We start from the raw sequence: 25,694 nt of genomic DNA on the forward strand, positions 1-25,694 counted from the left end.
TTTGTGTTTCTTATTTCTTATTTTAATATGCCCGACCCGGCTTTAGATATAACATCTGATTTTACATTTGATGATGAGCCGATGGAACCGTGCAATGACGGTGTCCAGCCGACGGACTGACTTAATCCGTTGGCTGTTGACGCGTTAATGGAGGCGCCGTTTAAAAGAGTGCCGTCTTCATGAAGCGCTTTTCCGCCGCTGAAGACGCTGATGACTTTATCAGCAGCCAGTCCCGGCACTTCAAAGACATTATTCTGGGCATACATTTTTGACGCGTGGCCCGCGCCCCACGCATAGCTGAACGGGTATGCGGCGCTTTTCGAGCCTGCGTAAAAATTATTATAAATATGAACCTGCCCGTACCGGACCCGCGGTGCGCGCTGGACGATGTTCTGGTAATAGTTATGGTGAATGGTCACCTTCAGTTTTCCTTCATCCGACGTCTTGCTGTCGCTGTTTCCGATGACGGAGCCTTTGTCATGGTCATGATATTTATTATAGGACAATGTAATATAATTCGCCCCGTTGGCTATATCCGTCTGGCCGTCATGGTGCTGATATTTTCTCCCGTAATAGTAGGGAAAACCGCTGTCGGGATTCGATCCGTCATTAAAGGTGCAATGATCGATCCAGATGTGCGTCGCGCCGTTAATGGTGATATTGTCATATTCCGAGTTCCAGTTGCCGCTGCTGCCGTCCGTCGGGTCCCATTGCGGAAAATAGTCGTAAGCGTCTTGAAATTCAATGTTGCGGATGATGACATTGTCGACGCCGTTCTTTATATTAAAACTTCCGCCTGTCACTTTGGCATTTGAACCCGAGCCGATGATCGTCGTATTTGAAGGAATGTCAACCACGACCCGTGCCTTCTGGTTTTTTTGCGATCGCTGTCTGGCGTCTTCCTGGGTGCCTGACGGCGCTTTTTTTCCCCATTTGTCCGGGTCGTACGCCTTGAGATAGGCATTGAGATCATATGCCGGATCTTTATAATCATTAAAGCCGAGCGTTTTATTGCGGTCGTCCGTATTCATATTGATTGTGCCTTGTATGTAAATAATCTTCGGCGTGCTGTTGGCGCTTCCCCCTAATGCAGAAACGAGCTGCTGTCTGTTTGATACGGTGTATACATTCGATGATGAGGCTTTCGCGCCGCCGGTTGTCCCGCTGGAAGCGGCTCCCCAGCCGTCATTTGTTCCTAACGTCTGCCGTCCCAGATCAGCGGCATAGACGTCCGCAGGGATCATACATAAACAAATCGCCAGCATAAGTAACATTTTTTTCATGAATTGTGCTCCTCCTGATTCCGTATACCAATTTATTACAATTGAATTGTATCAAATCAGTTGAGAAACAGCACCGAAAATGTACAGAATGTGCCTTTCGGTTTTATTGCGGAAACCGCAAAAAAAATCCCAAGGGACCGAAAACCCCTTGGGATCTGTTCAGCTTACGCCCATGATTTCACTTTTTCGTTATCCGTGACAAACAGAAGAACTTTTCCTTCATCTAAGCGCTTTTCAAATTGTGATGCTTCCTCTTCTGAAAAGCCGATTTCGTGAATTTTGTTGCGGAGCTCGTCGCCTTTTTTATTAAACATATTGCCGACTGCGTGTTTAATGCCCGTTTCTTTCGCTCCGATGGTATTGACATCAGTATTATCTGCCAGGCGGTCCGTTCTGTCGTCATCATGAGAAAGCACATATACGTCTTCTTTTGCGACACCCAATTGCTGAAGCTCTTTTACGTCCTGCATCAGTTTTTGATCATTTGTATATTCTCTTACTACCGGTTTCATTGATAAGTCCTCCCTTTTGTTTTTGTATATTGGATGTTTACCCGCTCAACCAAAGGTCAAACAAAAGAAAGAGAGTTCCGTGAAAAAACGGGCAGATTGTCGGTGGATATTTTCTGGCGGGACATGTTACAGTAGGGAAAGCTACTTTTATCAGAAAAATAAAAATCTTCATGAGCCGATTAAGCAGGGAGGTGGTTCCTATTCATTACTTTTCACCGGAACAGCGATTTAACGCTTGGGTTGTCAGTGATTTAGTGAAGCAGGTATTCCGCCGGCATACCCGCTGCCCGGATGGAATAAAAGAGCTTACGGCCTTTGCTGAAGATACTTTTCATATTAATATCGATTTCGTTTTCTCTATCATTATCAATATCGGTGATATCGAATCCGTTCTGCCGAAAGAAATTGAAAATAGGCTGGGTTCTTATCTGACCGCGCTTCAGCCCGTCGTTACCGCTGACATGCTTCATTCTTCAAAAACGAATGCCTATGAATATTTGGAACATGAGAAAAACACCGATGTGTACCGGTTATTCTATTAAATATGCATATAAGGAAAGAAGGGCCAGGGCCCTTCTTTTTTTATGACCGCTGACGGTTTGATTTTGTAATCGGGAAATGGTTCGTGTTACATTTGGAACAACCACTTATCTTGAAGGAGGATTCAGTATGCCGAATAATCAGCAGCAAATTCAATTGGCAAGACGCCCCAAAGGCGTTCCCGCCCATGACGATTTCCGCTTTGAAACGATTGCCGTGCCCGAACCGAAAGACGGCGAAGTGCTTGTGAAAACGAGTTATGTGTCCGTTGATCCGTACATGCGCGGACGGATGCAGGATACAAAATCATATGTAGAGCCCTTCGCTTTAGATGAAGCCATAACAGGCGGAGTGATTGCCGAGGTTCTGACAGACGGCGATAAGCTGAAAAAAGGAGATGTTGTGATCGGAAATCTCGCGTGGCAGGAATATTCAGCCGTCAATGAGTCCGCCCTCCGCAAGTTGGATACGGATATCGCACCTGCCCAGGCGTATCTCGGCATTTTAGGGATGACCGGACTGACCGCTTACTTCGGGCTGCTCGACATCGGCCGTCCGAAAAAAGGCGAAACCGTCGTCGTTTCAGGCGCGGCGGGCGCCGTCGGCTCAACAGTCGGACAGATTGCCAAAATCAAAGGCGCGCGGGTTGTCGGCATCGCCGGATCTGATGAAAAAATCGCGTATTTGAAAGAGGAGCTTCAATTTGATGAAGCCATTAATTACAAAACGGCGGATGATATTCAAAAAGCGCTGGAACAGGCATGTCCTGACGGCGTCGATGTCTATTTTGACAATGTCGGCGGACCGATTTCAGATGCGGTGATAAACCTGCTGAATGAATTCGCCCGCATTCCGGTATGCGGAGCGATCTCATCGTACAATACCGAAAGTGAAGAAGAAGACATGGGCCCCCGCGTCCAGCCGAAGCTGATCAAAACAAAAGCGCTGATGCAGGGATTCATCGTCAGTGATTATGCTGACCGCTTTTCCGAAGGTGCGAAACAATTGGCCGAATGGCTTAAGGACGGAAAGCTTCATTATGAAGAAACGATTACGGAAGGATTCAGCAATATTCCTGACGCGTTCCTCGGCCTGTTTAAAGGAGAAAATAAAGGCAAACAGATCATCAAAGTCAGTGATCTAAGTTAACATGATGATGAAAAAAAGGAGGGCTTTGTCCCCTCCTTTTCTGTTTATTTGGGATCAGCCGCGAAGAATCAAAGTAAGAAAGCCGTCTTCATCAGGCTCCGTATCTTCCAAAGTGAATCCCGCTGCTTGAAAGCAGGCTAAACTGATTTGATTGTCTTTTTCGATGCTTGCCGCCCATTCCCGCACGCTGGTAAACCCAGGGTCAGTCAGCAGTTTTTGCAAGATCTGTTTTCCGTACCCTTGAAGCTGGTATAAAGGATTGACGATCAACCCGATATACGCCCGTTCCTCCACAAACTCTATAGAGGCCATGCCTGCCGGACACTCCCCGTCATATGCCATAATGACAGTATCGTCTTTATCTTTATTCAATCGTGCATACCACGCGTCTAATGGCAGCATCGTATCCATTCTCCGTTTGATATTATCGTTCTTAAACCAGTGTTCAAGTATTTTCAGTTCGGGTTCCTTCAATATTTGACATCTGTCTATTGAAACCATCTTCCCGCCCCCGCTTGAACCTTTTCTATTATTTTACAACAAAAAAAGAAGGGCTTCCCGCCCTCCGTTTCTTATTTCTCAGATAGTTTTCCGCCTGAATAAACGGCCTCTTTCAGCTCAATTCCGAGTGATTTGGCCATTTTTTTCAATTTGGATTCTTCCATCGGCGTGACAAGGCTGAGTACGGTTCCTTCTTTACCGGCCCGGCCCGTCCGGCCGGATCTGTGGATATATCCGTCTTCATTCGGTATGTCCGCGTGAATGACGTACGGAAGATCATCGATATCAAGTCCGCGCGCCGCAATGTCAGTCGCCAGAAGCAGCGGAAATTCTCCCCGTTCAAACGCTGATAATATCTTTGCCCGCTCCATTTTTTTCGCTTCTCCATGCAGGATGCCGAGATCCACGTGATGATAGGCGAGTTTTTCCGCATAGACGCTTAAATTTCCGATATCTCTTACGAACACGAGCGCCTGCATGCCGTTCAGCCGTGACAGCTTTTGCAATAGCTTCACTTTATCCCGCTGATCGCAGACGAGATATTGATGCGTGACGCGCGCTTTTTCCGCCGTATTCCGCTCCACTTTCAAAACGGCCGGTTCGTGTGCGATGGTATTCAGCACCTGTTCTGTTTCCGGCTGCAACGTAGCGGAAAAGCTTAAAAGCTGTCGGTCTTTCAGCGTCGTTTTAATGATTTTTTTCATCGTTTCGCGGTGTTCCTTTGTCACGAGCTGATCCGCTTCATCAAGAACGATCGTCTTGACTTCATGCATTTTCAGCTTTTTCGCCTGAATCAATTCGAGCACCCTGCCCGGTGTGCCCGCAATGATATGCGGTTTATTTTTGAGCTTTTCCACCTGCTTTTTCACGTTTGCTCCGCCGATCAAAGACAAAGCGCGAAGATCAGAGCCTTTTTTCCACTCCTGAATCACTTGGAAAATCTGCATCACCAGCTCGCGGGACGGCGCTAAAATGATCACTTGCGGATGTTTCTGTTCCGGGTTGATCCGCTCCAGAACCGGAAGCGTGTACGCCAATGTTTTTCCCGTTCCCGTCGGGGATTCGGCGATGACGTCTTTCCCTTCCATGATCACCTGAGCGGCTTTTTCCTGAATGACGGTCGGCTCCTGAAAACCTGAGGCCTCCCAGTTTTCGGCGATAAATGGTTGTGTATGCTGTAAAAATGGCCATGTTTGGGTCATGTCGTTCTCCTCAATTCTTAAAATCTACTCCATAGTATCTCAAATGCACGCGCCAAACGCAATTTTCTTTTTCCTTCCAAGCCTTTTAACAAACGGTCTCCTCCTTTATAATCATAAATGAGAAAGACACATGATAAAAAAAGCGTGTCTGATAACGATAGAGGTGTAATGATGAGTATTTTATCCGTAAAAGATTTAAGCCACGGCTTTGGTGACCGTGCGCTTTTTAACAATGTATCGTTCCGTCTTTTAAAAGGGGAACACGTCGGCTTAATCGGAGCAAACGGCGAAGGTAAATCAACGTTTATGAATATTATTACCGGAAAGCTTGAGCCTGATGAGGGTAAGGTTGAATGGGCGAAAAACGTGCGCGTCGGCTACCTCGATCAGCATACCGTGCTTGAAAAAGGAAAAACGATCCGCGACGTGCTGAAAGATGCGTTCCATTACTTATTTGCGATGGAAGAGGAAATGAATGAGATTTACAACAAAATGGGCGAAGCGGACCCTGATGAGCTTGAGCAGCTGCTTGAAGATGTCGGTGTCATTCAAGACGCCCTGACAAACAATGATTTCTACGTGATTGACAGCAAAGTTGAAGAAATCGCCCGCGGCCTCGGCCTGCAGGATGTCGGCCTTGACCGCGACGTCACAGATTTAAGCGGCGGACAGCGGACGAAAGTGCTGCTCGCCAAACTGCTTTTGGAAAAACCGGAAATCCTTCTGTTGGACGAACCGACGAACTACCTTGATGAGCAGCATATTGAATGGCTGAAACGCTATTTGCAGGAATATGAAAATGCGTTCATCTTAATTTCTCACGACATTCCGTTTTTAAACAGCGTGATCAATTTGATTTATCATGTGGAAAATCAGGAGCTGACGCGTTATGTCGGTGATTATCATCAATTCATGGAAGTATACGAAGTGAAAAAACAGCAGCTCGAAGCCGCCTATAAAAAACAGCAGCAGGAAGTCGCTGAGCTGAAAGATTTCGTCGCCCGCAACAAAGCGCGCGTCAGCACGAGAAATATGGCGATGTCCCGCCAGAAAAAGCTTGATAAGATGGATATGATCGAACTGGCGGCTGAAAAACCGAAACCGGAATTCCATTTCAAGCCTGCGAGAACGTCAGGCAAGCTCATTTTTGAAACGAAGGACTTAGTCATCGGCTACGATACTCCGCTGTCACGCCCGCTCAATCTCAGAATGGAGCGCGGACAGAAAGTCGCCCTGTACGGCGCAAACGGCATCGGGAAAACGACGCTGTTAAAAAGCCTGCTCGGTGAAATCCAGCCGCTGGAAGGCACGGTGGAACGGGGCGAGCATCAATACACGGGCTATTTCGAGCAGGAAGTGAAAGAAACCAATAACAATACGTGCATCGAAGAAGTGTGGAGCGAATTTCCTTCCTTTACCCAGTACGAAATCCGCGCCGCCCTCGCCAAATGCGGCCTGACGACCAAACACATTGAAAGCCGCGTCTCCGTTCTCAGCGGAGGAGAAAAAGCGAAGGTCAGACTGTGCAAGCTGATCAATTCAGAAACAAACCTGCTCGTGCTTGACGAACCGACAAACCACCTGGATGTCGATGCGAAAGAAGAGCTGAAACGCGCGCTGAAAGAATACAAAGGCTCCATTCTGCTGATTTCCCACGAACCCGAGTTCTACATGGATATCGCGACGGAAACATGGAATTGTGAATCTTGGACGACGAAAGTGCTGTAAACACAAAAAGGAACTCCCGCCTGAGCGGAAGTTCCTTTTTTTCTTAATGTCCGGCTTTTATTCCGGCGAGATGTTTGCGTCCCATGAGAAGGACAAGCATGCCGACAAAAACGACGATCCCGCCTACTGTATATGGTGTGCTTGCAGTGAAGTGTTCTGACAGCATTCCCGCAATCCACGGAGCGAGCGCACCGCCGATAAAACGGACTGAGCTGTAGGCTGAAGACGCGATTGAACGTTCAACCGGCGCAGAACCCATTACAGCGGTTGTCATGATCGTATTCACCATACCGAGAACAGCACCGGCGACAACGATACACGTAATGATCAACGTCTGATGGTCAGTCCAGATCCCCATGACGATGAGAATGACCGCAAAGGCGATAAAGAGAACGACGAGCGAACGCACTGTTCCCAGCGCTTTGTGCACAAGCGGCGCCGTAAAGACTGACGTAATTGCCAGCAATAACCCCCAGCCGAAGAAGACGTATCCAAGGCCGTGTTCATCTAAATCCAGCACGAACGGAGAATAAGCAAGCAAAATAAAAAATCCAAAGTTGTATAAGAATGCAGATACTGCCATTGTCAAAAGGCCTTTATATTTGAGCGCCTTCATCGCATCAAACACACCGACGCGTTTTGCCGGTTTCGGCAGCTTCGGCAGCATGAGTGAAATCGCGCAAAGCGCTATGAACATGAGGACAGACACTCCGAAGAACGGAGCGCGCCATGAAATGCTGCCAAGCTCTCCGCCTGCAAGCGGCCCGACGGAAATCCCCAAGCCGAGTGCAGCCTCATACAAAATAATGGCTTTGGCGCTGCCGCCGACAGATACCCCGACAATGACGGCAAGCGCGGTTGAAATAAAGAGAGCATTCCCAAGCCCCCAGCCGCCGCGATAGCCGACAAGCTGAGCGATTGAACTTGAGCTTCCGCCGAGAGCGGCAAACACGATGATAAAAATAAGTCCGAGAAGCAGCGTCCATTTTGCGCCGATCCGGCTTGAAATCGCGCCGGAGAAAAACATCATAAAACCGGTAACGAGCAAATAACTTGTAAATAACAGAGATACTTCACTAGGTGAAGCATGTAATTGTGCGGCGATCGCCGGAAGAATCGGATCGACAAGACCGATTCCCATAAAGGAAATCACACAGGCAAACGCAACCGCCCAAACGGCTTTCGGCTGGCTGAATAGGCCTGTTTTCTGTTGTGATGATGTATCCATTTGACCAAACCTCCTGTTTCATCCATTAAAAGAAACGCTATATCCATAGCGTTTACAGCAAAATCATTCGATTGATTGAATGGCGCGGTCAGCTTTTTCTTTCATTCCGTTAAGGCGCGTTTTAAAATGCTGAAATGTGCTGATCTTCTCATCAATCATCTCAAGCTGGTGGTTCAAAGCGTGCTGAATCTCTTCCAGCTTTTCTTTCCGTTCCTTCGGATCCAGTGACAACAAGTACCCCTCTTTGTTTAATTCCAGCTGACGGCTCATCTCCATAAACTGCTGAAGCTCCTGAAGGGAAAAACCGAGCACTTCTTTTGTGCTGGTGACTTTTTCGAGCTCCTCCATATCATCTTCAGAGTAAAGCCGGACGCCGCCTTCTGTCCGTTTAGGAGCAGGAATCAAACCAATCTCCTCGTAAAAACGAATGGTTCGTTTTGTCAATCCGCTTCGCTTGGCAACTTGATCAATCTTCATCCATTCCAAGGTGAATCCCCCTCTTGTCGTATCTGTTTCTATTATACACCATTTGAACCTTAACGTAAACGTAAACTTTTTTACGCCTGATAAACTTTGCTTGGACAAAACGTTTGTCTTTAAAGCGCCGGGAGACATCTGTGCAAGATAAAAAAAGCCGGTATGACCCGCCATCTTCTCGGGGGCCGTACCGGCTTTTCTTAATTCTCAAGTTCTTCAATCATCAGTGACAGTTCGGTCCAGCGCTCCATCGCCGATTCAAGCTCTTCAGCCGTTTTTGCCTGTTCGGCCATCAGTTCTTGAATCTTTCCGAAATCACTTCCCGCTTCAGCGATTTCCGCTTCCAGACGCTGATGCTTTTCTTCAAGGCCGGCGATTTTGTCTTCGATGCCGTCCCATTCGATCTGATCCTTATATGAAAGCTTTTTGCGCTTTTTCTTCGGCTCTTCTTCCGCCTTTTTCTCTTCGGCCGGCTGTTTTACCGCCGTCTTCTTCGCTTTTGCGTGTTCCATGTATTCACTGTACGAACCTTGGAAACGGGAAATGACACCTTGTCCTTCAAATACGATCAGGCGGTCAATGACGCGGTCAAGGAAATAGCGGTCATGGGATACGGTGATGACGACGCCTGGGAACTGTTCGATATAATCTTCGAGCACGCTTAATGTTTCCGTGTCCAGATCATTGGTCGGCTCATCTAAAAACAGCACATTCGGTTCCTGCATCAGTACATTCAGCAAGTACAGACGGCGCTTTTCCCCGCCCGACAGCTTTCTGATATACGTCTGCTGCATCGGACGCGGGAACAGAAAACGCTCAAGCATTTGTTCCGCGGTGATGACATCGCCTTCCGCCGTTTTGACGATTTCAGCCGTCTCTTTTATATATTCAATGACTTTCATATCACCGTTCATTTCGCTGTGATCCTGGGTGTAGTAGCCGATCCGGACCGTCTGCCCGATGGTGATATTGCCGCTGTCAGGCTGAATTCTGCCGGCGAGGCTGTTTAAAAGTGTCGTTTTCCCGATTCCGTTCGGCCCGATGATGCCGATTCGTTCCCCCGGGATGACAAGCTCATTAAACCGGCTGATCAGCGCTTGGCCGTTATAGGTAATGGTGACGTTATCGGCTTCGATCACCTGTTTTCCGAGACGGTGGGAGCCGATCGCGAAATCGAGTGATCCGGAGACTGCCGGCCCTTTTTGCTCCTTGAGCGCCTCCGCTCTGTCCACTCTCGCTTTTTGTTTCGTCGAGCGCGCTTTCGCCCCTCTTCTGAGCCACGCCAATTCGCGGCGCAGGAGGTTTTGACGTTTTGTTTCTTTCTGCTCCGCCAGCGCTTCCCGTTCGGCCCGTTTTTCCAGGAATACTTCATAGTTTCCTTTATACGTATAAAGGCTGCCTCTCTCAAGCTCGTAAATTCTGTTCGTCACCCTGTTCAGAAAATATCTGTCGTGCGTGACAAGCATAACGGCGCCCGGATATTGCGATAAGTAGCCTTCCAGCCATTCAATCGTTTCATTGTCCAAGTGGTTTGTCGGTTCATCCAAAATGAGCAGGTCAGCCGGCTGGATGACGTTTTTCGCAATCGCGACGCGCTTTCTCTGGCCGCCGGACAGCTCGCTGACATCCTTCATCAGATCGGTGACGCCAAGTTTGGTTAAAACCGTTTTGGCTAACGTATTCGCCTCCCACGCATCATTCGCGTCCATTCGGGCCTGCGCATCAAGCAGCTGTTTCTGGCGCTGGTCATTTTCCGGTTCTTCATTCAGCGCCTGAAGCGCTTTTTCGTATTCTCTCATCGTTCTCATGACGGCTGATCCGCCGGAATAAATATGCTCAAGTACGGTTTGTCCGGCCGGAAGCTCAGGGTCCTGATGCAAAAACTCAATATGCACGTTTCCTGAGGCCGTAATCTCGCCTTCCTCCGTTGATTCAAGGCCGGCAATGGTTTTCAGAAGCGTAGACTTCCCCGTTCCGTTCGGGCCGATTAAACCGATTCTTTCATTCTCTTCAATATGAAAGGAGATATGGTCGAATAATGTCTTATCTCCGTATGTTTTATAAAGGTTTTCCGCTTTTATGATGCTCATGGTCCCTATCAATCCTCACGTAAGTTCATGTGTTCATTTTAAATCAGGCGCTGGAATAAAACTAGTAAAAGGACAGACAAATTTCTTGGAAGAGATCATTTTGTCCGAAGAATGTTTCCGCCTCTCCTTTTATACACTGGAGGTGAAGAGGTGATGACATGATCAGCGTCAGTTTGTGCGTTATCGTGAAAAATGAAGAGGAAGTGCTTGCGGGCTGTCTTGATTCCGTCAAAGACATTGCGGATGAAATTGTGATTGCTGATACGGGCTCGACCGACCGGACGAAAGAAATCGCGGCCCGTTATACGGATAAGATTTATGATTTTGAATGGATCGATCACTTTGCGGCCGTCCGTAATTTTGTGTTTTCGAAAGCGGAAATGGATTATATTCTGTGGCTGGACGCCGACGATATACTGACGGAAAAGGACCGTGAAAAGCTGATTGAACTGAAGGCGTCGCTTTCAAAAGAGGTGGACGCGGTATCCATGTATTATCACGTCGGCTTTGATGCTCGGGGAGAGGTCAGCTTCAGATACCGCCGCAACCGACTCGTCAAGCGTGAAAAAGGGTTCCGCTGGATCGGAGCCGTGCATGAGTATCTTGAAGTATACGGAAACATCATAGAAACCGATATTGCCGTCACACACCGGAAATCCGAGAAAAAGCACTCGCCTCCCTCAGACCGCAACTTGAAGATTTATGAGAAAATGGCGGAAAACAGTGAAACGATGACACCGCGCGATTTGTTTTACTTCGCGAATGAATTAAAGGATCACGGCCAGTATCAGCGCGCCATCACGTATTATCACCATTTTCTTTCCACAAAACAGTGCTGGATCGAAGACGAGATCAGAACATGCCAATATCTATCCGATTGCTACAGGGCGGTCGGCCATGAAGAGGCCGCCATGACATCTCTCTTAAAATCATTTCTGATCGATTGTCCGCGGCCGGAGTTCTGCTGCAGGCTCGGCGACTATTTTGCGGAGAAACGGCAATACCGGCAGGGCGTGTTTTGGTATGAGCTCGCCCTATCCGCCAAAAGCAGTGATGCAGGCTTTACCCAGCTCGAATATTCCACCTGGTATCCCCATCTGCAGCTCTGCGTCTGCCACTGGCAGCTCGGCGACAGAGAAAAAGCGAAGATTCATAACGACAAAGCCGCCTCCTATCATCCGTCACATCCGAGTGTCCTGTATAATCAAAACGTGCTCGGCACATAACATCAAAAAATAGAGCTGCCCCCGTATGAAGGGCAGCTCCTTATTGATTACGCTGTCGGAATTCCTCCGCTTACACTGTAAATCTGGGATGTCACATAGCTCGATTCTTCTGAGGCCAAAAAGACATAAATCCCTGCTAGCTCCGCCGGCTGTCCGGCGCGCTTTAATGGAACGGCCGGTGTTTCCTTGCCGAATTTCGGAATGTTTTCACCGGGCTGTCCTCCCGAAATCTGCAGCGGCGTCCAGATTGGCCCCGGCGCTACCGAGTTGACTCTGATTCCTTTATTCGCCAGCTGCTTTCCTAAGCCGACGGTAAAACCGATAATGGCATGTTTCGTCGCGGCATAATCCAACAGCATCGGGCTTGGATTATACCCTTCTACGGACGTTGTCGTGATAATAGACGCGCCTTCCGGCAGATACGGAAGCGCGGCTTTGACGAGCCAATACAGCGAGAATACGTTGACTTCAAATGTTTGATAGATTTGTTCTGTGGCAAGATCGCTGATATCATCCACTGCCTGCTGTTTGCCGGCGACAAGAGCGAGCGTGTCAAGACCGCCAAGCTCTTGATACGCTTTTTCCGCCAATTCTCCGCAAAACGCTTCATCGCTTAAATCTCCCGGCAGCAGAACGGCTTTTCTTCCCTCTTTTTCAATTAACGCTTTCACTTCTTCGGCATCCGGCTGTTCCTCAGGCAGATAGTTAATGGCCACATCCGCCCCTTCCCGGGCATAAGCAATCGCGGCGGCCCGGCCGATACCTGAATCGCCGCCGGTGACGAGGGCTTTTCTTCCCTTCAGCTTGCCGGCTCCTTTATAGCTTGTTTCACCGCAGTCCGGCACAGGCTTCATCTCTTTTTGCAAACCGGGCGGTTCTTGATATTGTTTTGGAAATTCATCATGATCATATTTCGTCAGCGGGTTGTGCAGATTTGCATCAGACATACAAGACTCTCCTTTATCATTGGTGATGTATTCGTATGTGTACCCCTGAGCATGACGGATCAAACGTGTAAGTGCAGTTTCCGATTGATAAAGGGAAAACAAAAAAGGAGCCCGTAAGCTCCCTTTTTTATGACTCTCCGAGTACGTTTTCAGCCATTTTCGCTAAATGCTGGGCGCTTCCCGAAATTTCCTGCATCGTGGCAGAAATTTGTTCAACCGCCGCCGCTTGGCCGTCCGTGTTCTGGTTGATGGATTCAATTGAGTCCTCCAGCCCTTTCAGCAGGCTGTGGATTTTTTTCGTAATCTGGTCAATTTGGCCGACATTGTCTTTTGAATGAGTGGCAAGCTTGCGGATCTCATCCGCCACCACGGAAAAGCCCTTGCCGGATTCTCCTGCTCTCGCGGCTTCAATGGCCGCATTCAAACCGAGCAGATTGCTTTGATCCGAGATGCCCTTGACAGTGACGGAAATGTCGGCGATTTCTCCCGCGCTTTCACTGACTTGTTTCGCCTGAGCGGAAATCCCGGTCATCTGTGCTGAGAAACCGTTGATGGATTCTGAGATATCCGCGATGGCCGAAGCGGTCTGTTCCACGACGGCGGACAGGCTTTCAGCGACATCATGAAGCTTGGCTGATTTTTCAAGGCTCGTGCCGAGACCGACGCCGCCGATGACTTTTCCGTTTTCATCGTGAAGCGGAATCGCTCTGGCGATCAGCGGAAATCCGAACAGCTCTTTCGGCACCATGCTTGTCTTCTTCTGATTCATGCGGATCGCGTCTGTAATGATGTCCCCTTTTTGCAGCGGGTCCCCCGGCTTTACGTTAAGAGAAAACGTTTTAGCCGGAATATTCACGATTAATTTTTCTGTATCATAAATTCCGATGGTGATGTCATCTTGGATCAGGCTGTTTAAAAAAGGCGCAACTTTGACAAAAGCGTCAAGCAGGCTGTGCGTGTGCTGCTCCGTCTGTATACTCATTTCTTTCACTCCTTCTTAATATGGGAATTGCCGTTTTTCATGCTGAACCGAAATCCATTTCAGCGTGGTGAATTCTTCAAGGCTCCATTCGCCGTTCAGCCTGCCGAGACCTGATTGCTTCTCGCCGCCGAACGCGACGTTCGGTTCATCATTAATGGTCGTATCGTTGACGTGAATCATGCCTGTTTCGATCCGCTTAGCAAACTCAACGCCGCGCTCAACGTTTGCCGTATGCACGGCTCCGCTTAAACCGAACGGTGTCGCGTTTGCGATGCTTACCGCTTCATCCTCCGTTTCAAACGGCATGATGCAGACGGCCGGTCCGAACAGCTCCTCCTTCGCGATGCTCATCTCAGGTTTCACATCTTTTAAAATGACGGGCTCAGCGACCGTTCCGCTGAATCGGCCGGACAGCACCGGAACCGCTCCCTCTTCTATCGCTTTTTCGACAGACCGTCTCAGACCTTCCGCCTGTCTCTCATTGATTAAAGGACCGATAACCGTATCAGGGTCCATCGGATCGCCGACTTTCAGCGATGACACTTTCGCTTCGTAAAGCTCTGTAAATTTGTCATATACAGATGTGTGAACGAGCACGCGGTTCGCCGACATACAGATCTGGCCTTGATGCGTAAACCGGCTGAATACGGCCGCATTGACGGCGTATTCAAGATCAGCATCCTCAAGCACGATCAGCGCGCTGTTTCCGCCAAGCTCCAACAGCGGTTTTTTAAAGTGTTTGACCGCAAGCTGTCCGATATAGCTGCCCACTCCGGTTGAACCTGTAAATGAGATAATCCGCGGGACGGGATGCTCAACAAAGCTGTCGCCGATCTCCCCGATATCCGTCACGATAACATTCAGCAGCCCGTCCGGTACGCCGGCCGCTTCAAAAATTTTCGCGATAAGCGTTCCGCCGCAGATCGGTGTTTCTTCATGAGGCTTCAGCACGACGCCGTTCCCCGCGCCGAGTGCCGGCGCAACAGATTTCATCGAAAGGAAAAACGGGAAATTAAACGGGCTGATGACTCCCACGACTCCGGCGGGTATTCTGTACAGTCTGTTTTCTTTTCCGTCAATCGTGGACGGGAGAATTTTCCCTTCCATCCGCACCGGAAATGTTGCGGCTTCTTTTATCATATTTTTGACAAGTCCGATTTCAAACTCAGCCTTCAGCCGTGTTCCGCCAAGCTCCTCCATGATTAAGTAAATAATCGCTTCTTCGTGCTCTTCGATGAAAGAAACGGCTTTTTCCAAAATGGCCCGCTTTTTAAAAGGGTTTACTTTGTCCCATTCTTGTTTCGCAAGAGCCGCGGCGCGATATGCCGCATCCACGTCATCAGACGTCGCTTTTTGGAATGAGGTGATGACTTTTTGAGTATAAGGATTTCTGTTTTCCAATACGTTCCGGCTGCTCCCATCCCTCCATCGGCCGCCGATAAACTGCTTATTTAGTTCTTCATATTGAAACATGTAAACATCTCCCTTTCACCGAAACTTGAAATTAGTTGATGAGTCATCTTTTGTATCGGTCTTAAGGTGAGAAAATTGAACTATTTCACAATAAAATTCCCGTTCCTTCCGTGCATCGACGCTTTTTAGCTTTGTCCTTTTAAAGTGGAAAATTCTTTAATTGACTGCGAGAAATTTCGACAATATAATACAAACGTCAGTGTATATAATGATAAGAATATTATGAATTTTCAGGAGGACCCATATGTCTTTACTATTTCGGAAAAAGCCGCTGGCCGACTTAAAGGCCCAGAGCAAACAGACCAGCCTGTCCCGCTCGTTAAGCGCTTTTGACTTGGTTTTGCTCGGAATCGGCTGTGTTGTCGGAACGGGGATTTTTGTGATTACCGGGACTGTGGCCGCGACAGGCGCAGGACCGGCTTTGATTCTGTCGTTTGTGCTCGCGGGTCTTGCCTGCGCGCTCGCCGCGTTTTGTTATGCGGAATTTTCTTCCTCCATTCCGATTTCAGGCAGCGTATATACGTATTCATATGTCACTCTCGGGGAGTGTCTCGCGTTTTTAATCGGATGGGACTTAATGCTTGAATATGTCATCGCGCTCGCCGCCGTCGCAACCGGCTGGTCATCCTATTTCCAATCGCTTCTTGCAGGCTTCGGGCTGCATCTTCCGGAGGCGCTGACCGCCGCACCCGGCAGCAAAACGGGTGCCGTGTTCAACCTGCCGGCCGTTATCATTATTTTGGTCATTACCGCGATTGTTTCAAGGGGCGTGAAAGAAAGCACCCGCTTTAACAATGTCATTGTATTGATGAAAATTGCGATCATTCTGCTGTTTATCATCGTCGGTTTCGGCTACGTGAAACCGGAAAACTGGTCGCCGTTTATGCCGTTCGGAATGAAAGGCGTCATCACGAGCGCCGCGACCGTTTTCTTCGCGTATCTTGGATTTGATGCCGTGTCAAACGCGTCGGAAGAAGTGAAAAACCCGCAGAAATCAATGCCGGTCGGAATCATCGGTGCGCTCGCCATCTGCACCATCCTTTACATTACGGTATCGCTCGTCCTGACGGGAATGCTTTCGTACACCAAGCTGAATGTCGGAGATCCGGTATCTTTCGCGCTCCAATTTGTCGGCCAGAACAAGATAGCAGGCATTATTTCCGTCGGCGCGATTATCGGGATTACAACGGTCATGCTCGCTCTGCTTTACGCTCAGGTGCGCCTTACATTTGCGATGAGCAGAGACGGCCTTTTGCCACGCATGTTTTCCAAGGTTCACCCGCGTTTTAAAACACCGTTTCAAAACACATGGGTGACGGGGATCATTGCCGCCGGGATCGCGGGTTTTATTGATCTGGGAACCTTGGCGCATCTCGTCAACATGGGAACCTTGGCGGCCTTTACGGTCATTGCGATCGCCGTCATCGTTTTAAGAAAGAAACATCCGGAGATCAAATCTTCCTTCCGTGTTCCTTTCGTGCCTGTTGTGCCGATCATCAGCGCATGCTTATGCCTGTATCTCGCAAGCAGCCTGCCGGGCGTGACATGGATCGCCTTTGTCATCTGGATCGCCGCCGGGATCGTCGTTTATATGATGTATTCGAGAAAACACAGTTTGTTAAATAAATAAAAAGGGAGGCTCTTTTTTCTGTTTGAGAAAGAAGAGCCTTTTTTGCACTTGATAATTCATTCACCTTATGAATAATATGGTGTATGCTTCGTTTACATAAAAAGGAGGAGAATCACTTTGGCAATTGCCGCCCCGCTTAAAGAAAAACCTGTCCATCGTCCCGAAACAACCATGTATTCTATTTTGTTCATTATCGGGATCTGTCATCTGCTGAACGATTCACTGCAAGCGGTGATTCCGGCGATGTTTCCGATTTTGGAACGTTCCATGAATCTTACATTTACGCAGCTCGGAATGATCGCCTTTACGCTGAATATGGTGTCTTCCGTGATGCAGCCCGTCATCGGCTGGTATACGGATAAACGCCCGATGCCGTATGCTTTGCCGCTCGGACTCACCGCAAGCATGCTCGGCATTTTAGGTCTCGCGTTCGCCCCGTCTTTTCTGACGATTTTATGCTGTGTCTTTTTTATCGGCCTTGGCTCCGCCGTCTTTCATCCTGAAGGATCGCGTGTCGCCTACATGGCCGCCGGCGAAAAGCGCGGCTTGGCGCAATCGATTTACCAAGTCGGAGGGAATACCGGCCAGGCGATGGCGCCCTTGATTACCGCGCTGATTCTCGTTCCGCTCGGTCAATTCGGCTCTGTCTGGTTCACGCTTGTCGCCGCAATCGCTGTGCTGTTTCTCATTTATATCGCCAAATGGTATAAAGGCCGCCTTATTCATTTGCGCGCCGTAAGTAAAAAATCACCGGCCGCCGCTGTGCAGACCGTGATTACAAAACCGATTATTCTCGCCCTTATCATGATTATCTTCTTAATTTTCGCGCGCTCCTGGTATGTGAGCGCGATCGGCAACTTTTATACGTTCTATGCGATGAATGCCTATCATGTCAGCATTCAGCAGGCACAGAGCTACATCTTCGTCTTTTTATTTTTCGGAGCAGTCGGAACGTTTCTCGGCGGGCCGCTTGCAGACCGTTTCGGAAAGCGGAACGTCATCATCGTTTCGATGATAGCATCGGCTCCATTGACGATTTTTCTTCCGTTTGCGGGGCCTGTCATCGCCTATGGCGTACTGGCGCTGATTGGTGTTGTTCTGATGTCCAGCTTCTCCGTGACGGTTGTCTACGCGCAGGAGCTTGTTCCAGGCAAAATCGGAACGATGTCAGGGCTTACGGTCGGGCTCGCCTTCGGAATGGGCGCGATCGGAGCCGTTGCGCTCGGAGCTCTTATTGATTCAGCGGGATTGACGCCGACCATGACAGCCGTCGCCTTTCTGCCCGTTTTAGGTCTGCTCGCCTTTGTCCTGCCGAGCGACAAAACATTAAAAGAATGGCATTCATAAAAACAATCCCTGCCGAAAAGGCAGGGATTTTATGTTTCAACCGTATAAAAATGGGTGTCAGGAACCGCATATTTCGGAATAAACCCGTCTCTGAAATCGGGAAATGCTTTTTGAATTTCATCAATCCATTTTTTCACGTTTTTGATGTACGGCACGTAAATCATATTGACTGTCGCCTCGTCATCAATGTGATAGTACCAGCACAGATTGAATTCGTTCTCCGTGACGAGCGTAAAGCCTGAAAAATGATAAAAAATCAGCGGGGTGTCATTGACATATACAGCCCCGTCGCGCAGGCTGACGTCATATTGCTCAATATTCCACAGCGCCGCATTCGCGCCGATCGACTCCGTGACATGAACGTGTTCAAACTGCGCGGGCCACTTTTCAACATACCTTTGGTCACCGTATGTCTTTTTTTCTTCATTCATCTCCACCGTACAATAGGAGATGCAATCCTGTCTCCACTGCCAGACCGCCCGATACGCTTCCCCGGTATTCCGCGCGCCGACAAACCCGGTGTTGTACTGCCCTGTCAGCTTGTAATAAGACGCAAACCGTTCTGAATTGCGGTGATCCGTCAGAAAAAGGGAAGCATCCGGCTTTTCCGCAAACAGCTCGCCCGCATCTGAGAAGAAAAAGAGATCGGTGTCCAAGTGGGCAAAATATTCAGCTTCATCATACTCTGTCATCACATGGAACAGAAATGCCGGCTTCAGCGTCCAGCAATATTCATGAAACGTCCGGCCGCCCTTTGCTTCAAGCAGCTCCGGGTCCTCCATTTCATGGAGCTGAACCGCCGTGACATGTTCCCACGGCACCTGCTGAAGCAATTCATACGCTTTCTGATCGACACACAGCACATACAGATGAAAATCCCGGCAATGCTCATGGAGAGAATGAATCATCGGCATCAGTTTAAAGATATGCGTTCTGGAAACAATGGTTGAAAAATGATATTTACTCACCATATCACATCCAATTTATTTAAGATCCACATGCAGTAAATCAGCAGCCAGCGCTTTGAACGCCCTTGCAAAGTGCGTGACGCCCAGCTTTTTTTCCGCTTTTGCCAAAAGCTTCCCGACCTCCGGCAGATTGAAGCTGTTCGCCGTGATCCGCGGGCTTTTCGTCTTCCAGTCCGGGTCGAGGTTGCGGTCTTTAACCGCGTGGAGCAGTTCGAGAAAAATGTGCAGCAGGCTTTCATATTTCTCATAATCAAGCAGCACTTCGATGTCTGCCATCATGCTGTTGGTTAACTCCGCGTCAAACGGGCCGTTAAACGCGAGGTGCACGTCAAGCGAATGAATGTCATTGTACTTGTCGCACATGTACGCGATGTTCGCCCTGATGTCATCAACGGAAGCGCAGTTGCTCGGATGCTCCTGATGGACGCTCATGATATCGCGCCGCAGCTGAAATCTCATTCCCGACTGATGAAGCCTGATGCCGAGATCATAATCTTCAAAGCCGTATCTGACAATGCCTTCATCAAACAGGCCGAGATCTGCCACGTGCTGTCTCTTGACTGACGAATTGTTCGTAATGAAAAAACGCCACGGCAGACGGTAGCCGTTCAAATCATCTCCGTATTTTTCCAAAATGCTTTTCAGCACACGGATAAAGTCGGTATCTAAATCAAAGCATTGGTCAAGAAAACTTCCGTCTCTGATGTCACCTTCTTCAAGGAGCGGCTCTTTATCGCCCGGCAGCTCTTCATACAGTTCGGCGAGTTTTTCCTTATGCTCTTTTTCAAAACGGTCATAATAAAAGCTGTAAATCCGCTTCCAGAACATACCGCATACGACAAGATCGTCCCGGTTCTCATGAGCCTTGATATGCTTCGCCACCAAATCCTTTTCGGCAAGCATGTCGCTGTCATGGAAGATCAAAATATCGCCTCTGGCATTGCGGACCGCCTGATTCCGGCCGTAAGCGATCCCTCTGTTTTCTTTAATTCTCACAAAAATCAGCGGGAAATTCGCGCTGAATGATTCAAGCATGGATAAGGTTCCGTCTTCCGAACCGTTGTCAGCCACAATCACTTCGAACGGCTCTGTGCATTCCTGTTCATTCAGGGACAGCAGGCTGTTATAAAGCCTCTCCTTGGAATTATATGCGGGAACAATGACGCTTGCCTTCACTTTTCGTTCACTTCCTGTATATGATCATTTATTTGTTATCATCCTCAGATGCAAAGCCGCTGAACTCCGGGCAGACGGCGCTGACCGTCCCGATCACCCGCTTCAGAATGTCCTGGTAAAGCTGATGGACAAACGGCAGGTCGGTCCGGTCCGTCTCATGAATCTGCCGAATGTCGCCGGCTGTAACGATCCGGTATCCGCTGAAATGATAGAAAATCAGCGGACTTCCGTCTTCGAGCACAAGACGCCCGTCCTTCCATGAAAACGTGTGGCGGCCGTAATTCCAATGGCCGATATTCACGCCGGGCGTGGTGATGTCACACACGTTCGGGAACAGGCCGGACATGTAATCCAAGTAGCCTTGATCTCCGAATTTTCCTTCGCCCGGCGCATTTTTGCATTCCTCCAGGCAGCGTTCTTTCCACCATCTGAGACAATCTGTGCCGGCACTGTCGGTTTTGAAGCTGAGAAAACCGGAATTATACCGGCCTAAAAGACGCTGCAGCATGTCGATTTCCTGTTTTTCAAATGAGGGAATGACGATATCGCCCCGTGACAGAAGCACCGAACAATCCGGCTGATTGTCAAAAATCGCGCGCGGATCAGCGAAGAAAAACAAATCGGCATCAATGTACGTGACACGTTCTAATTCCGGATGTCCGTCCAGCACGAATTCGAGAAATACCGGCTTCACCGTCCAGCAGTATTCGCTCTGATCCCTCGTCCGCTTCAGTTCAAGGAGCTCCTCATTTTCCAGTGCGGACACCTGAATCAAGGTGACATTATCCGGCCGCATTGCCTGAAGCACGTCATAGGTGTCTTGATCCATACACAAAGTAAAAATGGGGGCGTCCGCCTGAACCGCTTTCAATGAGCCGAACAAAGCGATGGCCTGATACAGCCTTCCTTTTGATAAAACTGTGCAATATGCGCTTGTCACGTCTTTCTCTCACCTCTGTTTCTGTTACTTTTGAAAAAAGGCTTTATACCATTCGATCGTTTTTTCCAATCCTTCATCAATGGTATGCGCGGGCGTCCAATTCAGAAGCTTCCTCGCCTTTTCCGCCGATAAATATTGGTGCTTGATTTCATGGCTTCCCTGGTTGAGCACTTTCGGCTTGAGGTCACTGTCCATGGCCTTAAGAATTTTTTCTACAAGCTCCAGCACCGTCAGCTGAATCTCATTGCTGAAGTTGAACGCTTCTCCCGCAAGATTGAGCTCCTCCATCTTTTCCGCCAGCAAAAGGTATGCCTCGACCGCATCCTCGATGTAAAAATAATCACGGATAAATGTGCCGTCGCTGCGGATTTCCGGCGCTTCACCGTTCAGCACGAGCTGAATCGTCTGCGGAATAATCCGGTTGAAGTTCAAATCTCCGCCGCCGTACAAGTTGCCGCAGCGCGTAATACAGACCGGAAGTCCGTACGTATTAAAATATGTGTGGCTTAACAAATCGGCACAGCTTTTTGATACGTCATACGGATGTTTGCCCTGAAGAGGCATGTTTTCATCGTACGGCAGTGTCGGCTGGTCGCCGTACGCTTTATCACTGGACGCGACGATCACCCGCTTGATGAGCGGATGCCTGCGGCACGCTTCAAGGATGTTCCATGTGCCGAGAATATTGGCTTCAAATGTGGAAATCGGATTGCGGTTTGCGACGCCGACGATCGCCTGAGCGGCTAAATGAAAGACCGTGTCAATTTCATATTCGCCCAGCGCCCGCTCAATCACATCCAGATCCTCAAGCGCGCCCTGCACGATATTCATTTGCTTCACTTGTTCTCCCTGATACAGGTTCGACTTGGGCACAGTGTCACGGACAAGTCCCGTCACATTGGCCCCCTGATCGATCAGTTCCTTCACCAAGCAGCTTCCTAAAAGACCTGTACATCCCGTCACAAACACATTTTTATTTTTCCAGAAACTCAAACTTGATCACCATACCTTCCATACATGTTGTCCCCGGTCCCACATCTTGTTGATTTCCAGCAGGTTTTTATACGTATCGATCGCCGTCCAGAAACCGTAATGCCGGTATACCGCCAATTCGCCGTCCTTCGCCAGCTCCTTCAGCGGTTCTTCTTCAAACATGACGTCCCTGTCTTTCGGCAGATAATCAAATACCTTCGGGCTGAGCACGAAAAATCCGCCGTTGATGATGCCTTCACTTGAGGTTTTTTCAGAAAAGCTTTTCGCCATACCGTCTTCAACCGTCAGCGTTCCGAATTGCGAGGTCTTTTCTATACCGGTGACGGTTGCCGCAGCCCCTTTTGATTGATGATAGCTGATCAGATGAAACAGGTTGATGTTGGCCAGTCCGTCCCCGTACGTCATAAGAAAGGTTTCATCACCGATGATGTCCTTCGCCTGTAAAAGCCGCCCCGCTGTCTGCGTGTGTTCCCCCGTGTCTAAAAAAGTGATTTTCCACGGCTCGGATTTTCCCAATATCCGCACTTCTCCGGTAGAGCTGTCCAGCGTCATGCTGTGATTCTTCCAGTCATAATCTAAGAAATATTCCTTAATCATCTCTCCTTTGAAACCAAGAAGCAGGATAAATTCGTTCACGCCATAGTATTGATAGAGTTTCATAATATGCCATAGAATCGGTTTGCCGCCTATCATGGCGAGCGGTTTGGGACGTTCATTGGTGATTTCGCTCATTCTCGTTCCTTTTCCGCCGCAGAGAATGACTGCTTTCATCTCTACCCCTCTTCTCTGTGAATATTGGATTCGAAACCGCCCGTATAAGAGAAACCAACCCGATAATTTGTCCGATTCTCTATCACCGGTTTCAAAATCTACTGTAAGATATGAGAGATTGGCGCCCTTTGTGACCAAAAGCTCTCTCTTTTTTCAGATTGGTGAAGATACACACAAAAAAAGAGCCTTACGGAAATTCCGTAAGGCTCTTTCTATTATTTATTATCCTGATTCAGTTTTTCTTTGCCGTAATGATATTTAGACGGATCAACCGGCGTAAAGTCGCTCAATTTGTGGAATCTGAGCAGGTCTTTGTACATCACGCTGTCAGACAGCTTCAGCTGCTCTGTGACTCTGGCTTTCAGGTTTTTCGTTTCCTGATTGCCTTTCAGTTCTTTTCCTGTCTTCGTATCGTATACGACATTGGAGATGGAAGTATATTTCGGCGTGACGTAATCTCCGTTACGGAACGCCACCGTATCATCATGGTCTTTCGAGAAGAGATCGGTGCCGAAATTAATATATTTCCTAGAATCGATGCCTTCCAAGTGAAGGATCGTCGGCACAACGTCCATTTCACCGCCGTACGTATGGTTCACCCCGCCTTTTTTGCCGGGGATGCGAATCATAAGCGGCACACGCTGATTCTGCGCGTTTTGATAAGGCGTAATTTCTTTGCCGAGAATTTCTTTCATCGCGCGGTTATGGTTTTCAGAGATTCCGTAGTGGTCTCCGTAAAGCATAATCACCGAGTTGTCATATAAACCGGATGACTTCAGATCTTTAAAGAACTGTTCAAGCGCCTCGTCGAGATAACGCGCCGTCTGGAAATAGTCATCCACAGTCGCGTCGCCCGTTTTCGCTTTTTCGATCGTTGCGTCTTTTTCATCAAGCGTAAACGGATAATGGTTCGTCAGCGTGAGCAAATGCGCATAGAACGGCTGTTTCAGCGATTGAAGCTTCGGAATGGATTCTTTGAAGAATGGTTTATCCTTCAGCCCCAAATTGACAAGGTTGTCATCAGACATATCGTATGTGCTGGCGTCAAAGAATTTATCGTAGCCGATATGTTTGTATATCTGGTCACGGTTCCAGAATGATTTGTAGTCACCGTGTAAAACGGCGCTTGTATAGCCCTCACTTTGGTTAAGGATGGCAGGAAGCGATTGATACGTGTTTTCCCCTTTTGTCACGAAGGCTGACCCTTCAGGCAGTCCGAACAGGCTGTTATCCATCATCAGCTCGGCGTCAGATGTTTTACCTTGGCCTGTTTGGTGGAAAAAGTTATCAAAGTACGTCATGTCCTCTCCGCCGCGGGCGAGTTTATTCAGGAACGGCGTGACTTCTTTTCCGTCAAGTTTGTAGTTGATCAAAAACGTTTGGAAACTTTCCAAGTGAATCTTAATAATGTTTTTGCCTTTGGCCTTGCCGAAATACTCGGCGTTCGGCTTCGCATAATGCGAGGATGTGTAGTTTTCAACGCTCGTCAGGTCATCGCTGCTGGCATATGCCCGCTGTGATTCCGTCTGCGCCGTCTGCACGCCGTCATAAATCGTGTAATTATAAAGGCCTAAGTATTTTACAATGTAATTGCGGTCAAACGTTCTTGTCAGCAGCTCCGGGCGGTCCTCTTCGGCAATCGCCAGGTTCACGAAGAACAAAACAATACCCGTCACGATAATTAATGACGTATACCGTTTTTTCAGTTTGAATTCCTTCAGCTCACGTCTCCACACAAGAAGCGCGATTAAAATAATAATATCAACAAAGTATAAAATATCATGGCCGGACATAATGCTGAAGATGCCGTCTCCCATATTTCCGACATTACCGGATTGCTTTAAGTTCGGGAATGTCAAGAAATCATCGAAGAATCGATAGAATAGGATATTTGCATACAAAATAAACGTCATGATGAAATCAATAATCACCATGATAATCGCTGATTTGCGGCCTTTCGCAAACAATGCCAGTCCTAAAAAGAAAATGGCGCTTGAGAACGGATTGATCACAAGCAGAAACTGCTGCGTCGGACCCTTCACCCCAAGGTTGAATTCAGCATGATAGGCTAAATACGTTTTGGCCCAAAACAAAATAATAGCCAGTACAAAAAAACTAAGTCTGTAAGAAAATAATTTCTTCATGGCAACCTCTACTTTCCTAAACACTTTAAATCTGTATTCTTACTTTTTGCTTCAATTCCTGCTTTCCGAGCAAAACGAAAGCATCACACAGCCCCATAAACACACCATTTTAAAAAACGATATATTTATCATTCGTGTCATGCCCATTGAACATCTTATCCCGCCAGCCATTAGACGCAGGATATCCGTTCTTCGTTTCACATTTTTTTCTGGCATTAAAAGGTACCGTATTCAGACCCAGTCTGAAAATAGGAGATACCAAATATAAGAATAACACAAACTTCTAAAAACGAAAAATGAATATCAAAGACAGCCGCCCAACAGGCGGGCTGAAGTTATTGTATGCAAAGGGGTTGAAAAACTTGAAGGTTTTTTTGGCTGATGTAA

22 protein-coding genes are annotated in these 25,694 nt (G+C 48.2%); 6 read left to right on the top strand and 16 right to left on the bottom strand.

Annotated elements, in window-relative coordinates; translation table 11 throughout:
- Positions 1–17 precede the first annotated feature (17 nt).
- Both CXL14_RS19630 and CXL14_RS19635 read right to left on the bottom strand, forming a co-directional pair.
- Positions 18–1,283 (bottom strand): pectate lyase, encoded by a 1,266-nt coding sequence (locus CXL14_RS19630; protein WP_088056288.1) that lies wholly within the window; start codon positions 1,281–1,283, stop codon positions 18–20.
- A gap of 164 nt (positions 1,284–1,447) precedes the next feature.
- Positions 1,448–1,795 carry a YflT domain-containing protein gene (locus CXL14_RS19635; RefSeq protein ID WP_003155650.1) on the bottom strand — a complete coding sequence of 116 codons (348 nt, stop codon included), beginning with the start codon at positions 1,793–1,795 and terminating at the stop codon, positions 1,448–1,450.
- A 191-nt stretch (positions 1,796–1,986) separates the two neighbouring features.
- On the opposite strand from CXL14_RS19635, the gene CXL14_RS19640 reads away from it, so the two are divergent.
- Positions 1,987–2,337 carry a DUF3212 family protein gene (locus tag CXL14_RS19640; RefSeq protein ID WP_007610002.1) on the top strand — a complete coding sequence of 117 codons (351 nt, stop codon included), beginning with the start codon at positions 1,987–1,989 and terminating at the stop codon, positions 2,335–2,337.
- 127 nt (positions 2,338–2,464) lie between these two features.
- On the top strand, positions 2,465–3,484 hold the full coding sequence (locus CXL14_RS19645; protein WP_021495142.1) for an NADP-dependent oxidoreductase: 1,020 nt from the start codon (positions 2,465–2,467) through the stop codon (positions 3,482–3,484).
- A gap of 54 nt (positions 3,485–3,538) precedes the next feature.
- On the opposite strand, the gene CXL14_RS19650 is transcribed toward CXL14_RS19645, so the two are convergent.
- The gene (locus tag CXL14_RS19650) at positions 3,539–3,985 is read right to left on the bottom strand and encodes a GNAT family N-acetyltransferase (protein WP_101287923.1); all 447 of its coding nucleotides are present in this window, start codon (positions 3,983–3,985) and stop codon (positions 3,539–3,541) included.
- A gap of 71 nt (positions 3,986–4,056) precedes the next feature.
- Positions 4,057–5,187, bottom strand: coding sequence for a DEAD/DEAH box helicase (locus CXL14_RS19655; RefSeq protein WP_072177526.1), 1,131 nt, complete (start codon positions 5,185–5,187; stop codon positions 4,057–4,059).
- Positions 5,188–5,358: 171 nt separating this feature from the next.
- On the opposite strand from CXL14_RS19655, the gene CXL14_RS19660 reads away from it, so the two are divergent.
- Complete coding sequence (locus CXL14_RS19660; RefSeq protein ID WP_012117051.1) at positions 5,359–6,915, top strand: ABC-F family ATP-binding cassette domain-containing protein; 1,557 nt, start codon at positions 5,359–5,361, stop codon at positions 6,913–6,915.
- A gap of 43 nt (positions 6,916–6,958) precedes the next feature.
- Here CXL14_RS19660 and CXL14_RS19665 read toward each other — a convergent pair whose 3' ends face one another.
- From CXL14_RS19665 to CXL14_RS19675, 3 genes are all read right to left on the bottom strand, one after another.
- Positions 6,959–8,143, bottom strand: coding sequence for an MFS transporter (locus CXL14_RS19665; protein WP_007609993.1), 1,185 nt, complete (start codon positions 8,141–8,143; stop codon positions 6,959–6,961).
- A gap of 63 nt (positions 8,144–8,206) precedes the next feature.
- The gene (locus tag CXL14_RS19670; RefSeq protein WP_003155658.1) at positions 8,207–8,629 is read right to left on the bottom strand and encodes a MerR family transcriptional regulator; all 423 of its coding nucleotides are present in this window, start codon (positions 8,627–8,629) and stop codon (positions 8,207–8,209) included.
- A gap of 191 nt (positions 8,630–8,820) precedes the next feature.
- On the bottom strand, positions 8,821–10,710 hold the full coding sequence (locus CXL14_RS19675) for an ABC-F family ATP-binding cassette domain-containing protein (protein ID WP_101287925.1): 1,890 nt from the start codon (positions 10,708–10,710) through the stop codon (positions 8,821–8,823).
- Between the two features lie 158 nt (positions 10,711–10,868).
- Here CXL14_RS19675 and CXL14_RS19680 point away from each other — a divergent pair, with 158 nt between their 5' ends.
- Complete coding sequence (locus CXL14_RS19680) at positions 10,869–11,936, top strand: glycosyltransferase (RefSeq protein WP_101287927.1); 1,068 nt, start codon at positions 10,869–10,871, stop codon at positions 11,934–11,936.
- A gap of 47 nt (positions 11,937–11,983) precedes the next feature.
- Here the strand turns inward: CXL14_RS19680 and CXL14_RS19685 are convergent, their stop codons facing one another.
- The 3 genes from CXL14_RS19685 to CXL14_RS19695 form a co-directional block, all read right to left on the bottom strand.
- Complete coding sequence (locus tag CXL14_RS19685) at positions 11,984–12,883, bottom strand: SDR family oxidoreductase (protein WP_007408956.1); 900 nt, start codon at positions 12,881–12,883, stop codon at positions 11,984–11,986.
- A 127-nt stretch (positions 12,884–13,010) separates the two neighbouring features.
- A complete protein-coding gene (locus tag CXL14_RS19690; protein WP_029973717.1) occupies positions 13,011–13,865 on the bottom strand; it encodes a methyl-accepting chemotaxis protein in 855 nt (284 codons plus the stop codon).
- 15 nt (positions 13,866–13,880) lie between these two features.
- Positions 13,881–15,338, bottom strand: a complete 1,458-nt coding sequence (locus CXL14_RS19695; RefSeq protein ID WP_007408954.1) for a benzaldehyde dehydrogenase — start codon at positions 15,336–15,338, stop codon at positions 13,881–13,883.
- A 244-nt stretch (positions 15,339–15,582) separates the two neighbouring features.
- Here CXL14_RS19695 and CXL14_RS19700 point away from each other — a divergent pair, with 244 nt between their 5' ends.
- Together CXL14_RS19700 and CXL14_RS19705 are read left to right on the top strand one after the other, a co-directional pair.
- Complete coding sequence (locus CXL14_RS19700) at positions 15,583–16,968, top strand: branched-chain amino acid transporter BcaP (protein ID WP_014417155.1); 1,386 nt, start codon at positions 15,583–15,585, stop codon at positions 16,966–16,968.
- 117 nt (positions 16,969–17,085) lie between these two features.
- The gene (locus tag CXL14_RS19705) at positions 17,086–18,315 is read left to right on the top strand and encodes an MFS transporter (RefSeq protein ID WP_014417154.1); all 1,230 of its coding nucleotides are present in this window, start codon (positions 17,086–17,088) and stop codon (positions 18,313–18,315) included.
- Between the two features lie 29 nt (positions 18,316–18,344).
- Here the strand turns inward: CXL14_RS19705 and CXL14_RS19710 are convergent, their stop codons facing one another.
- The 6 genes from CXL14_RS19710 to CXL14_RS19735 form a co-directional block, all read right to left on the bottom strand.
- Positions 18,345–19,283 (bottom strand): putative nucleotide-diphospho-sugar transferase, encoded by a 939-nt coding sequence (locus CXL14_RS19710; RefSeq protein ID WP_014417153.1) that lies wholly within the window; start codon positions 19,281–19,283, stop codon positions 18,345–18,347.
- 15 nt (positions 19,284–19,298) lie between these two features.
- Positions 19,299–20,459, bottom strand: a complete 1,161-nt coding sequence (locus CXL14_RS19715) for a glycosyltransferase family 2 protein (protein WP_014417152.1) — start codon at positions 20,457–20,459, stop codon at positions 19,299–19,301.
- Between the two features lie 28 nt (positions 20,460–20,487).
- Positions 20,488–21,399: a putative nucleotide-diphospho-sugar transferase gene (locus CXL14_RS19720; RefSeq protein WP_014417151.1), complete on the bottom strand. Its 912-nt coding sequence runs from the start codon at positions 21,397–21,399 to the stop codon at positions 20,488–20,490.
- A gap of 24 nt (positions 21,400–21,423) precedes the next feature.
- A complete protein-coding gene (locus CXL14_RS19725; protein ID WP_012117042.1) occupies positions 21,424–22,392 on the bottom strand; it encodes a GDP-mannose 4,6-dehydratase in 969 nt (322 codons plus the stop codon).
- Between the two features lie 6 nt (positions 22,393–22,398).
- On the bottom strand, positions 22,399–23,163 hold the full coding sequence (rfbF, locus tag CXL14_RS19730; protein ID WP_014417150.1) for a glucose-1-phosphate cytidylyltransferase: 765 nt from the start codon (positions 23,161–23,163) through the stop codon (positions 22,399–22,401).
- A 215-nt stretch (positions 23,164–23,378) separates the two neighbouring features.
- Positions 23,379–25,307 (bottom strand): lipoteichoic acid synthase, encoded by a 1,929-nt coding sequence (locus tag CXL14_RS19735; RefSeq protein ID WP_014417149.1) that lies wholly within the window; start codon positions 25,305–25,307, stop codon positions 23,379–23,381.
- Positions 25,308–25,694 lie beyond the last annotated feature (387 nt).

The sequence above is a fragment of the Bacillus sp. SJ-10 genome (assembly GCF_002843505.1).
Classification (GTDB): Bacteria; Bacillota; Bacilli; order Bacillales; family Bacillaceae; genus Bacillus; species Bacillus velezensis.

Coding starts and splice junctions, on each gene's coding strand:
- CXL14_RS19630 (WP_088056288.1), bottom strand. CDS start 1,283: ATGAAAAAAATGTTACTTATGCTGGCGATTTGTTTATGTATGATCCCT.
- CXL14_RS19635 (WP_003155650.1), bottom strand. CDS start 1,795: ATGAAACCGGTAGTAAGAGAATATACAAATGATCAAAAACTGATGCAG.
- CXL14_RS19645 (WP_021495142.1), top strand. CDS start 2,465: ATGCCGAATAATCAGCAGCAAATTCAATTGGCAAGACGCCCCAAAGGC.
- CXL14_RS19650 (WP_101287923.1), bottom strand. CDS start 3,985: ATGGTTTCAATAGACAGATGTCAAATATTGAAGGAACCCGAACTGAAA.
- CXL14_RS19655 (WP_072177526.1), bottom strand. CDS start 5,187: ATGACCCAAACATGGCCATTTTTACAGCATACACAACCATTTATCGCC.
- CXL14_RS19660 (WP_012117051.1), top strand. CDS start 5,359: ATGAGTATTTTATCCGTAAAAGATTTAAGCCACGGCTTTGGTGACCGT.
- CXL14_RS19665 (WP_007609993.1), bottom strand. CDS start 8,143: ATGGATACATCATCACAACAGAAAACAGGCCTATTCAGCCAGCCGAAA.
- CXL14_RS19675 (WP_101287925.1), bottom strand. CDS start 10,710: ATGAGCATCATAAAAGCGGAAAACCTTTATAAAACATACGGAGATAAG.
- CXL14_RS19680 (WP_101287927.1), top strand. CDS start 10,869: ATGATCAGCGTCAGTTTGTGCGTTATCGTGAAAAATGAAGAGGAAGTG.
- CXL14_RS19685 (WP_007408956.1), bottom strand. CDS start 12,883: ATGTCTGATGCAAATCTGCACAACCCGCTGACGAAATATGATCATGAT.
- CXL14_RS19690 (WP_029973717.1), bottom strand. CDS start 13,865: ATGAGTATACAGACGGAGCAGCACACGCACAGCCTGCTTGACGCTTTT.
- CXL14_RS19695 (WP_007408954.1), bottom strand. CDS start 15,338: ATGTTTCAATATGAAGAACTAAATAAGCAGTTTATCGGCGGCCGATGG.
- CXL14_RS19700 (WP_014417155.1), top strand. CDS start 15,583: ATGTCTTTACTATTTCGGAAAAAGCCGCTGGCCGACTTAAAGGCCCAG.
- rfbF (WP_014417150.1), bottom strand. CDS start 23,163: ATGAAAGCAGTCATTCTCTGCGGCGGAAAAGGAACGAGAATGAGCGAA.
- CXL14_RS19735 (WP_014417149.1), bottom strand. CDS start 25,307: ATGAAGAAATTATTTTCTTACAGACTTAGTTTTTTTGTACTGGCTATT.